The sequence below is a fragment of the Kocuria sp. TGY1127_2 genome (assembly GCF_013394385.1).
GTDB lineage: Bacteria > Actinomycetota > Actinomycetes > Actinomycetales > Micrococcaceae > Rothia.
This window is the reverse complement of the sequence record NZ_AP022834.1, coordinates 1,335,150-1,348,644: the sequence shown is the minus strand read 5'-3', so window position 1 is coordinate 1,348,644 and position 13,495 is coordinate 1,335,150. Positions and strand designations below refer to the sequence as shown.

The following is a 13,495-nucleotide window of genomic DNA, read 5'->3' as shown; positions in this document are numbered from 1 at the left end:
ATCCGTTTCAGACGAATTCAGGGGATAAGCGGACGACGTCGCCCACGACGATCACCGCCGGCGCCCGAACCCCGCGTTCCCGTGCAACTTTACCGATCGTCGACAAAGTCCCGAAGGTCGTACGCTGTTCAGGGGTCCAGCCGCGTTCGATCACGGCAACCGGTGTCGAACTCGGCCTTCTTCCCGCATCGATCAGGCGGCTTGCGGTCTCGGAAAGTCGCGTGACTCCCATGAGCAATACCAAGGTGTGCTCGGCGCCCCCGGGTACTTCGGCAATGTGCTGATGTCCGGTAATCACTGAGAACCCCGTCGCCACGCCTCGATGCGTCACGGGTATCCCCGCGGCAGCCGGCACGGAAATCGCCGAAGTCACGCCTGGAACGACCTCGGTTTCGATCCCGTGAGCAGCGCAATACTCAACTTCCTCGCCGCCGCGGCCGAGCACGAACGGGTCGCCGCCTTTCAGACGTACGACGCGCAACCCCTTTCGAGCTTCCTGGACGAGGATTTGGTTGATGTCGCCCTGAGGAACCGGATGGTGGCCGGCTTTCTTGCCGACCTCGATCACGCGGGCGTCCTCTCGGATCCTTGTCAGGACCTCGCGTGGTCCGAGTCGGTCCGCGACCACGACGTCCGCCATGGCGACGAGGAACCGCCCCCGAACCGTCAATAGATCCATGTCTCCGGGGCCGCCCCCGACCAGCGCAACGGTCCCGGGCACTTGGTCTGCCGCCAGTGCGGCTGCCCCCGAGCGTGGCCTGACGGGCGCCTCACCGGCGTCGAGAGCAGCCGATACCCACGAGGAGACGGCCTTGGCACGTCGGGGGTCCCTGCCCGCGTTGACCGCAACCGTGACTCCGTGGGCTTTCGCAACGCTCGGGACCCAGGCGGTCCCGGCGTGGGGATCGCCGCCTTTGACGCAGAAAATCCTTCGTCGCTCGGCTTCCACGGCCACCTCATCCTGTGCGAACGGTTCTGACGTGTGGGCAAGAACCAGCCAGACCTGATCGAGATCGGAGCTCTGGAAGCCTCGCTCGTGCCATACGAGTTCTCCGCGATGACTTTGTTCTCGTATCTCCTGGCTGACGCTTGGGGCGACGACGATGACGTGAGCTCCGTCGGACACGAGCGCACGTATGCGACGCGTCGCGACGGGACCGCCGCCGACGACGAGCACCTCGCGCCCGCGCAGTTGCAAGCCGAGTGGGTAGGTCATGGGCTCGTGTCGTTACCCTTCGGCCATCAGCCAGTCGTCGGCGGACGCCTCGGCCTCGGGTTGCTCCGGTGCAGCAATGCCCGCTCCCAGGGTGTCCCCCGATTGAGGGTCAATAACCAGAAAAGCTCCCGTTTGACGGTGTGATTCGTAGTCTTCCACCGGCAACGCCGACGCGGTCTTGAGCCTGACCGAACCGATATCATTGAGGTCGAGCGTCTCCGACGGGATATCCGCCAGATTCGTAAGGTCCAGTCGCCCCCGTACCTCCTCGATTATCGCCTTGACGGTGGCTGTGCCGTGTTTGACAAGAACCTTGGACCCGGCAACCAACGGATTGCTCGACAACCAGGCAATCCGCGCCCCGAATTCTCGGTGAGCGGTCGGCACTTCTTCGGCGTCCGTCAGCATGGATCCCCGTGTCAGGTCCAGCTGGTCATTGATTTCGAGCACGACCGACTGAGGAGAACGAGCCGAGACGATCCGGTCCGACCCGCTCCAGATAGCGGTCACGCGTGTCCTCCCGCCGGTGGCCGCGACGGCGATCCGATCGCCTACGTTGATGGACCCGGCCGAAATCTGGCCCGCGTATCCCCGGAAGTCGCGGAATTCGTCCTCGTCCAAGCCTTGGGCCAAAGATCCCTGCGGCCGGATGACGGTCTGCACGGCCATGCGGAAGGGCTCAGCCGTCTGGAGGCTGCGGTCTCGATCCGGTAATTCTTCCAGGAGACCCAAAAGGGTCTCACCGGTGTGCCACGGGGTCTTTGCGGACGGGCTCACCACGTTGTCGCCCTTGAGGGCGGACACGGGCACGGTCAAAACCGTGTCGATGCCAAGCTCCGTCGCGACCCGGCGGATATCCTCGACGATTCCTCGATACGCTGACTCAGCGTAATCGACCAGGTCGATTTTGTTGACCGCGACAATCACATGCGGCACGCGCAGCAAACGGGCCACGGCCAGGTGTCGCCTGGTCTGTTCGAGGACCCCGCTCCGTGCATCGACCAGCAGAACCACCGCGTCGGCCGTCGATGCTCCAGTGACGGTGTTCTTGGTGTATTCCACGTGGCCCGGGCAATCCGCGAGAATGAAATTTCGCGTGTCGGTCGCGAAGTACCGATAGGCGACATCGATCGTAATCCCCTGTTCGCGCTCGGCTCTCAACCCGTCGGTCAGCAACGCGAGATCGAGTTCCTCTCCGGAGGACCCGAAGCCGCGTTCAGCCGATGTGCGGGCCACGGCTTCCAACTGGTCGGCCAGAATCGCCTTGGAATCGAAGAGAAGCCGCCCGACCAGCGTCGATTTTCCGTCATCGACGGACCCGGCGGTCGCGAACCGGAACAGTGTCCGAGTATTCATGCTCGAAGCCGCGAGCGTATCGGTGATGGTCATTTAGAAATACCCGTCCTTCTTGCGGTCTTCCATGGCCGCCTCGGAAATGCGATCGTCGGCTCGCGTTGCACCGCGCTCGGTAAGAGTCGAGATCGCGACTTCTTGGACCACGTCGGAGGCGGTCGACGCCGTCGATTCGACGGCACCCGTGCACGACATGTCACCAACGGTGCGGTATCGAACCACGCGAGGCACGACCTCCTCGTGCGATTCCGGCTGGGAGACTTCCCCGACGGCCCGAATCATCCCGTCGCGCAGGAAAGTATCACGTTCGTGCGCGTAGTACAGGCTCGGGATCTCGATCCCCTCACGCTCGATATAACGCCACACGTCCAATTCGGTCCAGTTGGACAAGGGGAACGCCCGAACGTGTTGTCCCGGTGTGTGGCGCCCGTTGTACAGGTTCCACAGCTCGGGCCGCTGGCTACGAGGGTCCCATTGACCGAAGTCGTCTCGGAGACTCAGAACGCGTTCCTTGGCCCTGGCCTTGTCCTCATCGCGGCGGCCCCCACCGAAGACCACGTCGTAGCCATTGTGGGAGATTGTGTCGAGGAGGGGGATCGTCTGCAGCGGATTTCGCGTTCCGTCCGCTCGTTCTTCGAGTTCTCCCCTGTCGATGTACTCCTGCACGGATCCGACCACGAGTCGTGTTCCGAGCCGCGCAACCGCCCGATCGCGATAATCCAGCACCTCGGGAAAATTGTGTCCGGTATCTATGTGGACCAGTGGGAAGGGGATCTTGGCCGGGAAGAATGCCTTGGCGGCAAGGTGGGTCATGACCACAGAGTCCTTGCCCCCGGAAAAGAGCATTGCGGGCCGGTCGAACTCCGCGGCCACCTCACGGATGATGTGCACGGCCTCCGACTCCAGAATGTCCAGGTCGGTCAGGTTCTGGCCCGTGGGCTGGCTCTCGAGGTAGCTTTCGGCCACGCGGGCCGTGCCGGATGTGATGTCGGTGCTCATGACGTCAGTCGCTCTTTCGATCCTTGCGGTCACAGGTGGATCCCGCATTCTGTCTTGGATTGACCGGCCCAACGACCGGCGCGCGGATCCTCGCCTTCTGCTACTCGGCGCGTGCACGGCTGGCACCCGATCGAGGGGTACCCGTCGGTCAGGAGCATATTCACCGGCACTTTGTGCTCGTTGGCGTAGTCGACCAATTCGTCGAAGGACCAGGGAGCCAAGGGGTTCACCTTGATGAGACCGTGCGTATCGTCCCACGTGACCAGAGGCGTATTCGTCCGGGTGGGCGCTTCCTCCCGGCGCACTCCGGTGAACCATACTTTGTAGCCTTCGAGCGCCTTGTTGAGAGGCTCGACCTTGCGCATGCGGCAGCACGCGGTCGGATCGGATCCGAACAGATCCTTGCCATAGGTTTTGTCTTGTTCCTCAACCGTCAGCTCGGGTTTGAGGTCGACGATGTTGACGTCCAAGCTTTCCTGGACCATGTCGCGCGTTCCCATGGTTTCAGCAAAATGATATCCGGTGTCGAGGAAAAGCACGTCCACGCCGGGCACCTGGTCTGCGACCAGCGCGGGCAGGACGGCATCTGCCATCGAGCAAGCCACGGCGATATCGGCGGTGTCGAAGTTTTCCGCAACCCAAGAGATGACGTCCTGGGCCGAGGAGTCCCATTCGAGGCGTTCCTCGCCACTGCGGGCAAGGGACCGAAGTTCAGTCTCCGAGGTGGCGGTCATACTAGCTCCTCTTCGTCGGCGTTCTTGGCCCAGCGAGCGAAGGTTTCCCCTTCTTCGCGTGAGGCTATGTACCGTCGGATCAGCTTCTCGACGTATTCGGCGACATCGTCGGAAGCGACCTTCAAGCCCCGGACGGTCCGCCCGAGCTCGCCCGCGGCGTCATTTCGGTAATTGGCCAGTCCTCCGCCGAGGTGCACTTGGAATCCCGAGGTCTGTCCGCCTTCCCCGTCAGGGATGATCTGACCCTTGAGCCCAATATCGGCGGTTTGAATACGCGCGCACGAGTTGGGGCAACCGTTGACGTAGAGACTCAGCTGTTCGGGAAGTTGATCCCGTACGTCGGCTAGCCTCTCTTCGAGTTCTCCGACGACCCTCGTCGCGGTGTCCTTGGTCTCGACGATGGCCAGCTTGCAGAATTCGATACCGGTGCACGCCATGGTGTCCCGCTGGAAGACGGACGGTGCCGCCGTCAGCCCGAGTTCATCGGCCTTCTCGACGAAGGAGGCGACCGATTCCTCGGGAATGTCCAGAACCACCAACTTCTGGTAGGGCGTCGTACGCAGTCTGGCCGAACCATGCTGTTCCATGAGGTCCGCCAGGGCATTGAGCGTCGCGCCATTGACTCTGCCCACCATAGGATTCAGACCGACATAGTATTTGCCGTCCTTCTGCGGGTGAACACCCACGTGATCGCCAGAGTGTTCAGGAGCGATCGGCTCCGGGCCGTCGGCCAGCGAATAGCCCAGGTATTCGTCCTCGAGGACTTGTCGGAATTTCTCCGGGCCCCAATCGGCCATGAGGAATTTCAATCGGGCGCGGTTCCGCAGTCGGCGGTATCCGTAGTCGCGGAAGATGCGGATGACGCCGTGCCATACCTCGGGCGCCTGCTCCGGGGTCACGAAGGCCCCAAGCCTTTTGGCGAGCATCGCGTTGGTCGAGAGCCCGCCCCCGACCCACAGGTCGAAGCCCACCCCGTGCTCGGGGTGTTGGACCCCGACCAAGGAGATGTCGTTGATTTCGTGCACGACGTCCTGGCTGGGGTGCCCTGAGATCGCCGTCTTGAATTTTCGGGGCAGATTGGCCAGTTCCGGATCGCCAATGAATCGACTCTTGATGCCGTCGATCACCGGTGTCGGATCCAGAATCTCATCCGCCGCGACGCCGGCCAACGGAGATCCCAGAATTACGCGGGAGACGTCACCGCAAGCTTCCGTGGTCGACAGGCCTACGCTCTCGAGCCGACGCCAGATTTCGGGAACGTTCTCGACCTCGATCCAATGCAGCTGTATGTTCTGCCGGTCGGACACGTCCGCGGTGCCGCGCGCAAATTCTTCCGAGATTCCCGCGACGGTTCGCAGTTGCTCGAGACTGAGCTGGCCGCCGTCAAGCCGGATACGCATCATGAAGTAACGATCTTCGAGTTCACGGGTATCGAGCTTGGCCGTGCGTCCCCCGTCGATGCCCGGGCGTCGCTGGGTGTAAAGGCCCCACCAGCGGAACCGACCGTGCAGGTCGTCATCGGTGATCGCGTCGAAACCCTCGTGGGCGTACTGCTCTTCGATGCGCTGCCGCACGTTGAGCCCGCTGTCCTCGAGCTTGAACTCTTCGTTGTGGTTCATCGGCTCAGTGCCGTCGATCTTCCACTGTGCGTTCGGCTTTTTGGCGCGCGGTTTTGCGGACGCGGCGCCTCGTTGGTTATCCCGTGTGTCTGCAACCATGCATGGAACTCTAGGAAGACTGGGCGACCAGCAAAAGCCCGAACTCAACACGCATCAACACAACGTCTTTCGGAGTCACACTCGACCTCTGCCGATGGCGAAATGCCTGCATGCCGGCACAAGACAGCCTGAAGGGCGCACCGCGGCGATCAGCCTCGCCGATTCCCGACCACTGGTTGCCTCCGAGGGTCCGAGGCTTCGTTCACGCACTGTCCGGCTGAAGAAACCGATGAAAGCACTCCGCTGCGCGGGAGAGCGCAACCTCCGAGACAAGCTCCAGGGAGCGCGGGTCATCCGTTCTGAGCAGAGTATCGCTCACACTGTCTGCATCAGTATCCATCAAGCGGTCCTGGAACGTTCCTGGAGCAAGGATGTAGGAGGAGACGAATACGCGTGGGGCACCTTGACGTCTGCACTCATCGACCGCTTCTGAGACCGTGGGGCTGGCCGCCGCCCCGAATCCCAGGCCAACCGGCGACTGAAGAACCCTTTCCAGGTACGAGGCCTGCGTTTCCGCGTCAGCCTTTCCAGCGGCAACCGATGACCCCACGACGCCCATGACGACGGCATCGCCCCGCCGCCATCCGGTCTCTGCGAGCCGTCGTGCCTGAAGCCGCGCCAAACGTACCGACGGGCCCAGTGGGTCGGCCGCGACGATCTGATGGTCGACCGTTTGGAAGGTTCCGGACCCGGCTTCACCGAACCGTCGGGCCGCGTTCTTGAGGTCAACCCGTGTGTGGAATCCGGTTGACAGAAGAAGCGGAATGATTATTCCCGAACGGTCAATGGGCAGGCCGGCAACGACGTCGCCGACCTCGGGCTTCTGAACGTCCACCGAAGCCCCATGAACTTCCTGCGGAATTCTACGGTTGATCGACTCGACCAGAGCCGCAATCGTTCTTTGCCCGAGTTCATTTCGCGTACCGTGCCCGCAAGCCACGAGGTGGAGGTTTTCGAGGATTCCAAGATCCATGGAGAATTCCTAAGACTGGCGAATCACCTTGTACTGCGCAGCCTGAGCAACCGGGCGCATCGTGATCTGGTCCAAATTGATATGGTGCGGAAGCGTCACCGAAAACGCGACGACTCGCGCGACGTCTCCCGCGGTGAGAGGCTCTTTCACTCCCTTGTACACGTTGTCCGCGGCCGACTGGCTACCACCGAGCCGCTTGACGGAGAATTCTTCGGTCCGGACCATTCCCGGGCAGATCTCGACGACACGGATGTTGTTTTCGGCCTCTTCGAGTCGCAGAGCCTGCGTCATACCTCGTTCCCCGAATTTCGCGGCGTTGTATCCGCCGCCCCCTTCGTATCCTGCTTCCGCAGCGGTGGACGTCAGGTTCATTACGGTGCCTTGACCGTTCGCCCGCAACGCGGGCAGGAACGCCTGCGTCATGTTGAGGGTTCCGACGACGTTGAGTTCGAACATTTGTTTCCAGTCCTCGGGATTTCCGCTTGCCACGGAGTCGACACCGATAGCGGCGCCCGAAATATTGAGCAACGCGTCGACGGTTCCCTGCTCTTCGATAACCCTTTCGGCAAGCTCCTCTACGGCTTCCCTGTCCGTGACATCCAATGCGTGAGGGATGACACCCGTCTCCTTGGCCAACTCCTCGAGTCGCTCGAGTCTGCGGGCCACGGCATAAATCGTCCACCCCTGCTCCGCAAGCTGGCGGGCCGCTTCTCTTCCGATTCCGGAGCTCGCTCCGGACACGACCGCGATCTTCGTAGCTTTGGTTTGTCGGGGCGAGTTGTCTGTGGTCTGCTGCGTCATGGTCCAAGACTACAAACGGATCCACACGTTCGATAGTAGAATCTCTATTTGTCTGGACATTACGACAAAATAGGTAACACTGTCCGACCTCATGCGTCGGGTCATCGCGTGGGCTGTTTCCGCGAAGCCGTGACAGAATGTCGGCATGGCTGAATTCGACCAGGGCACAGACACGCCCACCACAGTGACCGTTCCCGACAAGCCCGGACTCGAAGGGCTCGAGGAGAAGTACTCGCAGTTCTGGCGCTCCGCCGGGACTTACGCATTCAACGAGGACACCGAGCGGGCCTCCGTCTATTCTATCGACACCCCTCCGCCTACGGCCTCCGGTTCGTTGCACGTGGGCCACATGTTCTCCTACACCCAGACGGATGTCATCGCCCGCTATCAGCGGATGACGGGCAAGAACGTTTTCTATCCCCTTGGCTGGGACGACAACGGCCTACCGACGGAACGACGCGTCCAGAATTACTACGGCGTACGATGCGATCCCACGAAGCCCTACATCGAGGATTACCGGCCACCCGAGAAGCCCGCGAAGAACCAGCGCGACTGGGATGTGGTCTCACGCCAGAATTTCATCGAGCTGTGCGAAGAGCTTGCCGTCGAGGACGAAAAAGTCTTCGAACACCTCTTCATGACTTTGGGCCTCTCCGTCGACTGGGACCGGACTTACCGAACCATCGACGATCACTCCCGAAAAGTTTCCCAGCTGGCTTTCCTCAAAGACCTCCAGGCAGGTAACGCGTACATGGCCGAGGCGCCGACCATGTGGGACGTGTCCTTCCGTACAGCCGTCGCGCAGGCCGAGCTCGAGGACAAAGAACGCGAGGGCGCCTACCACCGCGTGTCTTTCCACCGCCCCGATGGCGGCAAGGTTTGGATCGAAACCACCCGCCCTGAGCTGCTCCCTTCCTGCGTGGCTTTGGTGGCCCATCCCGATGACGACCGTTACAAGGATCTCTTCGGAACCACCGTGACCTCCCCGCTGTTCGGCGTCGAGGTTCCCGTCAAAGCTCATGAGCTCGCCCAGCCCGACAAAGGCTCGGGCATCGCCATGATTTGCACCTTCGGCGACACCACGGACGTAACCTGGTGGCGAGAGCTCCAGCTGGACACGCGTGCGCTGATCGGCCGTGACGGTCGCTTCAGCAGGGAGACCCCCGAGTGGATTACCGACAGCGCAGCGCGCGAACGATACGAACGTTTGGCCGGCGCCACGGTTTTCTCCGCCCAGAAGGCTGTCGTCGAAATGCTCGCCGAGTCCGGCGAGATGGAGGGCGAGCCGAAGAAAATCACGCACCCGGTCAAGTTCTATGAGAAGGGCGACAAGCCGCTCGAGATCGTGACCTCGCGCCAGTGGTACATCCGCAATGGCGGACGGGACGCTGATCGGCGTCAAGACCTCATCCAGCGCGGGCGCGAAATCCAGTGGCATCCCACCTTTATGCGATCTCGTTACGAGAACTGGGTCGAAGGCCTCAACGGAGACTGGCTCATCTCGCGGCAACGCTTTTTTGGGGTCCCGTTCCCTCTGTGGTACTCGGTCGACGAGGCGGGCGAGCCGGATTACGACAATCCGATCCTCCCGGACGAGAACCAGTTGCCGGTCGATCCTGCGGCGCAGGCTCCGAAGGGATTCGACGAGTCCCAGCGGAATCAGCCGGGTGGATTCACTGCCGATCCGGATGTCCTCGACACGTGGGCGACGTCTTCTTTGACGCCACAAATAGCAACAGGCTGGGCCGTGAATGCGGGTCTGCACGAGAAAACATTCCCGATGGACCTGCGTCCCCAGGGCCACGACATCATCCGAACTTGGCTGTTCAGCTCCGTGGTACGTGCCGAGACTCTGGCGTCGACGATCCCGTGGACCAATACCGCGCTGTCGGGGTGGATCCTTGACCCGGATCGCAAGAAGATGTCCAAGTCCAAGGGCAACGTCGTTGTTCCGGACGAGGTTTTGACCAAGCACGGGGCGGATGCTGTCAGGTATTGGGCCGCTTCCGCGCGTCTGGGCGCAGACACCGCCTACGACGAAGGCCAGATGAAGATCGGTCGTCGCCTGGCCATCAAACTGCTCAATGCGTCCAAGTTCGTCCTGATGCAAGGGGTCGACGAGTCATCCATCATAGGTCGGGGAGCAACTGCCGACGTCGTGACGAACGGCTTAGACCATTCATTGCTCGCCCAGCTGGGCGCCGTCGTCAACGCCGCAACTGAAGCTTTCGACAAATACGAGTATGCGCGCGCGCTGCAGATGACCGAGTCATTCTTCTGGACGTTCACGGACGACTACGTCGAATTGGTCAAGGATCGCGCCTATGGCGCCAGAGGAGAGGCTGAGCAGGCCTCCGTGCACGCGGCACTCGCAACCACGCTCGATGCGCTCCTTCGCCTCTTCGCACCGTTCCTCCCGTTCGCCACAGAGGAAGTCTGGTCCTGGTGGCGGGAAGGCTCAGTCCACCGCGCATCCTGGCCGACGACTCAAGGCTGGGCAGAAACGGCCGAGTCCGGAGATCCCGAAGTGCTGACTGTGGTCGGCCGGGCGCTGTCTGGACTTCGCAAGTCGAAGTCCGAGGCAAAGGTCAAGCAGCGCACGGAGGTTTCCTCCGCAACCATCTCTGCTCCGACCGAACAGATCGCTCAATTGCGAGCGGGGCTGGAGGATCTCAAAGCCGCTGGCAACGCCAGAGAGATCGAGCTGGCCGCATCGGCCGGCGACATCGGAGTGTCAGACGTCGAGCTGGTACCGGGCGAATAACCTGATAGCAGTGAGTCTTCCGTGACAGGCCGCAGTGTGCGGAAGCTCTGCTCGAGAAAGGCTCGGCCCCGCATTCTTCCGACCGCGGGGCCGAGTCAGTACGACCCGAGGCAAAGGACCCCCATGAGAGACGATCCGAATTATCCCGTTTACCAGGGAGACACGGAAAAGTCCGGAGAAAGCCGAATCAAGCAACAGTTTTCGGACAGCCGAAGGCTGGTCGACGGATTGTCCGACAAGATCTATTTCGTCTTCGCCGGTCTGGCATCCCTCTGGTTGGCCGTTGTGTCCTTGACCGAAGCGGTGCACCTGAGTTGGTGGTCCGTCCTCTTCATCTTGATCTTCTGGGGCCTGGCCTCCTACCTGACGCTCCCCCGGATGCACCGGATCCTGACCAATATTTACGTGCCCGACTACTTCTTCGGCCGCACGCAAACCAGCGACGGTCTCCTCGGGGATCCCGTCAATCTTTCCTTCAAGGCTGAAGAAGACGACATCCATGAGGCAATGACCAACGCCGGATGGACCAAGGCTGAAAATGTGTCCCTGAAGAGCTCCTGGCGGATCGTCGTCTCCTCCTTGCGCAAGAGCTCCTATCCGGAGGCACCCGTCAGCCCACTGATGCTATTCGGTCGAAAACAGGACTTTGCCTACCAGCAGGAAGTCGGGGGCAACCCCAGCAAGCGTCACCATGTGCGCTTCTGGAAGACCCCTAAAGGTTGGAAGCTTCCCGGAGGTTTGGAGGTCGACTGGTTGGCCGCGGCCACCTACGACCACGCTGTGGGTTTGTCCCTCTTCACTTTCCAAGTAACCCACAAGGTCGATCCGGACACCGATCAGGAGCGCGACTACGTCGTATCCACCCTCGAATATAAGAACCCGGGCGTCAGCCACGAGACGCTGAATGACTTCATGGGCGGCTACAACTCGCGCAACGGGGGCGGGGATCACATCAATACAGACGGGAACCTGCCGATCGTCGACCTCGACGAGGTCGTCCCCGGTGATCACGAAACCGAGCAAGCAAAAGACCCCGACCACAAGCACCGAAACCTGTCCGAACTCGCCAAGAAGGCCCCGCCGGATGTCTGGATCGCGGCCGGGCTGGTGTCTTTGGTGGCACTTCTGCAGCTCGGCCGAAGCCTTTTCCGAATCTTCAGTCCGGGTGTCATCGAGGAAGCCGACAACGACCTCTCGGTGTCAGCTCGCAATTTCGTCAACGATACGGGCAACGACCTGTGGAACTATGCCCTGACAATCGTGACAATCGGGGTGACTCTCGTCGCCTTATTCCAGGTCTTGTTGGCGATCAACGTTGTCCGGGGGCATCATAGGGCCCGCCAAATCAACCTAGCCTTTTTAGGGGCAAGCTTCATCGTGGTCGCGATTCAGATCGTGACCGATACCGCGGACTCGAGCAATGTCTACGCGGTGTTCGTGCTCATGGCCAGTCAGGTTTTCGCCATGCTTTCGTACACGTCGGACGAAGCCGTCAACTACACCTGGGCCAGCTCACAAGAAAAGCGCCGAGCCAAAGAGGCCCGGCGCAATTCCGGTCGAAGGACTTCTGGGGACTCCCCGGATCACTCGAGAACGAAAAGCGACTCAGACTCTGTGCATCCTCGCGGCAGCCAAGTCAGCGATTCCGGCCGGTCCCAGAAATCCGAGAAGGTCTAGTCGAAGATCGGCCCGTTCGTGCGGGACCTTTTGAGTTCGAAGAATCCGGGGTAAGAAGCAAGGGCGAGCGTTCCGTCCCAAACTTTGGCCGCGTCCTCGCCCTTGGGTGCCGGTGACATCACCGGTCCGAAGAATGCGGTGCCGTCAACCGAGATGATCGGAACCCCGACATCGTCGCCGACCAGCTCGAGAGCCCGTGCGTTGGATCGACGGAGTTCCTCGTCGTAGGTGTCCTTCTCGGCATAGTCCGCAAGTTCGGGCGGCAGCCCGGTTTCCTCGAGAGCTTTGTCGATCGCCGCTCGGAATCGACGCCGGTTGTCGGACTCATCGGTCTTCTCGGGGTGAAGTGCCGTCCCCACCGCGTCGTAAAAGGGCTTGACCTTTTCCTGGCCCTGCTCCTCACGAACGGCCATCGCGACGCGCGCGGGACCCCACGAAGCGTCGATGTTCTTCCGATAACCGGCGTCCAGGTCTTTGCCTTCGTTGAGTACTGCGAGGCTGAAGGGGTTCCATGTCACCTCGACATCACGGAGCTCCTCCACTTCGCTCATCCAGCGCGAGGTCATCCATGCCCACGGGCAAATCGGGTCAAACCAAAATTCGGTATTCTGTGTCACTGGTAATCCCACTCCTTGGAAATGACAAGCTGTGAACTGTTCCAGTGGGTGTAACGCAGCGCTCAAAGAATTTATGCCCGGCCGTGATGCGCCAAGTCTCGGGATTCAGAATCCGTGGTTTCACGAACCACTTTCTTGTTCTCGGACAAGTGCCCTCGGCGGAGCCGGTGCAGGTCAATCGCGTAGTTCGCCGCTGACAGCAGTATCAAAACCAGTGATATCCACCCGTAGGTCGGTTTGACCGAGGATTGGTAACTCAAACTGACCGCGTTGGTGCCCACGAGAATTCCCAAAATGAGCCACCCATAAGCCACCGCACACGACGTCACGATGAAACCCGCCGTTATGGAATCACGTGTCCGAGGTTCCGGCTCGATTCCACAGCGAACCGCTACCGCGTACATGGACAAACGGACGACCCCCACGATCGCCAGAACGAGAAAAAAGCCGACGGTCTGGTCGGAAAGACTCAAGATTCTTTGGTCCACCATGACGGTGACCGCAAAAACTCCCGTAATTCCCCAAAAGGAGGAAACGGCTATTCGCAAGATTCGGTGCATGTCATCTCCTGTGTGGTTCGTGCCGTCGCCGGACCAAGCTAAGCACGCGCGAAAGCACCACTCAAACTGAGGAGAAAATCTTG

11 protein-coding genes are annotated in these 13,495 nt (G+C 61.0%); 2 read left to right on the top strand and 9 right to left on the bottom strand.

Going from position 1 to position 13,495, the window contains the following annotated elements:
• Positions 1 to 7 precede the first annotated feature (7 nt).
• The 7 genes from cobA to sake_RS06085 form a co-directional block, all read right to left on the bottom strand.
• The gene (gene cobA, locus sake_RS06115) at positions 8 to 1,216 is read right to left on the bottom strand and encodes a uroporphyrinogen-III C-methyltransferase (protein ID WP_178945623.1); all 1,209 of its coding nucleotides are present in this window, start codon (positions 1,214 to 1,216) and stop codon (positions 8 to 10) included.
• A gap of 12 nt (positions 1,217 to 1,228) precedes the next feature.
• Positions 1,229 to 2,605, bottom strand: coding sequence for a sulfate adenylyltransferase subunit 1 (locus sake_RS06110; protein WP_178945622.1), 1,377 nt, complete (start codon positions 2,603 to 2,605; stop codon positions 1,229 to 1,231).
• Positions 2,606 to 3,568 carry a sulfate adenylyltransferase subunit CysD gene (cysD, locus tag sake_RS06105; RefSeq protein ID WP_129359739.1) on the bottom strand — a complete coding sequence of 321 codons (963 nt, stop codon included), beginning with the start codon at positions 3,566 to 3,568 and terminating at the stop codon, positions 2,606 to 2,608.
• 29 nt (positions 3,569 to 3,597) lie between these two features.
• Positions 3,598 to 4,302 carry a phosphoadenylyl-sulfate reductase gene (locus sake_RS06100; RefSeq protein WP_129359740.1) on the bottom strand — a complete coding sequence of 235 codons (705 nt, stop codon included), beginning with the start codon at positions 4,300 to 4,302 and terminating at the stop codon, positions 3,598 to 3,600.
• The gene (locus sake_RS06095; RefSeq protein WP_178945621.1) at positions 4,299 to 6,020 is read right to left on the bottom strand and encodes a nitrite/sulfite reductase; all 1,722 of its coding nucleotides are present in this window, start codon (positions 6,018 to 6,020) and stop codon (positions 4,299 to 4,301) included. The genes sake_RS06100 and sake_RS06095 overlap by 4 nt, the downstream gene beginning before the upstream one ends.
• 202 nt (positions 6,021 to 6,222) lie before the next feature.
• Positions 6,223 to 6,993: a sirohydrochlorin chelatase gene (locus sake_RS06090; protein ID WP_178945620.1), complete on the bottom strand. Its 771-nt coding sequence runs from the start codon at positions 6,991 to 6,993 to the stop codon at positions 6,223 to 6,225.
• Positions 6,994 to 7,002: 9 nt separating this feature from the next.
• Positions 7,003 to 7,794 carry an SDR family oxidoreductase gene (locus tag sake_RS06085; protein ID WP_129359743.1) on the bottom strand — a complete coding sequence of 264 codons (792 nt, stop codon included), beginning with the start codon at positions 7,792 to 7,794 and terminating at the stop codon, positions 7,003 to 7,005.
• Positions 7,795 to 7,939: 145 nt separating this feature from the next.
• Between sake_RS06085 and valS the strand changes: the two genes are divergently transcribed.
• Together valS and sake_RS06075 are read left to right on the top strand one after the other, a co-directional pair.
• On the top strand, positions 7,940 to 10,558 hold the full coding sequence (gene valS, locus sake_RS06080; RefSeq protein ID WP_129359744.1) for a valine--tRNA ligase: 2,619 nt from the start codon (positions 7,940 to 7,942) through the stop codon (positions 10,556 to 10,558).
• Positions 10,559 to 10,681: 123 nt separating this feature from the next.
• Positions 10,682 to 12,235, top strand: coding sequence for an LssY C-terminal domain-containing protein (locus sake_RS06075; RefSeq protein WP_178945619.1), 1,554 nt, complete (start codon positions 10,682 to 10,684; stop codon positions 12,233 to 12,235).
• On the opposite strand, the gene sake_RS06070 is transcribed toward sake_RS06075, so the two are convergent.
• Positions 12,232 to 12,852, bottom strand: a complete 621-nt coding sequence (locus sake_RS06070) for a DsbA family protein (RefSeq protein WP_178945618.1) — start codon at positions 12,850 to 12,852, stop codon at positions 12,232 to 12,234. The genes sake_RS06075 and sake_RS06070 overlap by 4 nt on opposite strands.
• A 71-nt stretch (positions 12,853 to 12,923) precedes the next feature.
• Positions 12,924 to 13,412 carry a hypothetical protein gene (locus tag sake_RS06065; protein WP_129359747.1) on the bottom strand — a complete coding sequence of 163 codons (489 nt, stop codon included), beginning with the start codon at positions 13,410 to 13,412 and terminating at the stop codon, positions 12,924 to 12,926.
• Between the last annotated feature and the right edge of the window lie 83 nt (positions 13,413 to 13,495).

What these genes read in the sequence shown, in the direction of transcription:
- cobA (WP_178945623.1), bottom strand. Translation starts at nt 1,216, where the DNA reads ATGACCTACCCACTCGGCTTGCAACTGCGCGGGCGCGAGGTGCTCGTC.
- sake_RS06110 (WP_178945622.1), bottom strand. Translation starts at nt 2,605, where the DNA reads ATGACCATCACCGATACGCTCGCGGCTTCGAGCATGAATACTCGGACA.
- cysD (WP_129359739.1), bottom strand. Translation starts at nt 3,568, where the DNA reads ATGAGCACCGACATCACATCCGGCACGGCCCGCGTGGCCGAAAGCTAC.
- sake_RS06100 (WP_129359740.1), bottom strand. Translation starts at nt 4,302, where the DNA reads ATGACCGCCACCTCGGAGACTGAACTTCGGTCCCTTGCCCGCAGTGGC.
- sake_RS06095 (WP_178945621.1), bottom strand. Translation starts at nt 6,020, where the DNA reads ATGGTTGCAGACACACGGGATAACCAACGAGGCGCCGCGTCCGCAAAA.
- sake_RS06090 (WP_178945620.1), bottom strand. Translation starts at nt 6,993, where the DNA reads ATGGATCTTGGAATCCTCGAAAACCTCCACCTCGTGGCTTGCGGGCAC.
- sake_RS06085 (WP_129359743.1), bottom strand. Translation starts at nt 7,794, where the DNA reads ATGACGCAGCAGACCACAGACAACTCGCCCCGACAAACCAAAGCTACG.
- valS (WP_129359744.1), top strand. Translation starts at nt 7,940, where the DNA reads ATGGCTGAATTCGACCAGGGCACAGACACGCCCACCACAGTGACCGTT.
- sake_RS06075 (WP_178945619.1), top strand. Translation starts at nt 10,682, where the DNA reads ATGAGAGACGATCCGAATTATCCCGTTTACCAGGGAGACACGGAAAAG.
- sake_RS06065 (WP_129359747.1), bottom strand. Translation starts at nt 13,412, where the DNA reads ATGCACCGAATCTTGCGAATAGCCGTTTCCTCCTTTTGGGGAATTACG.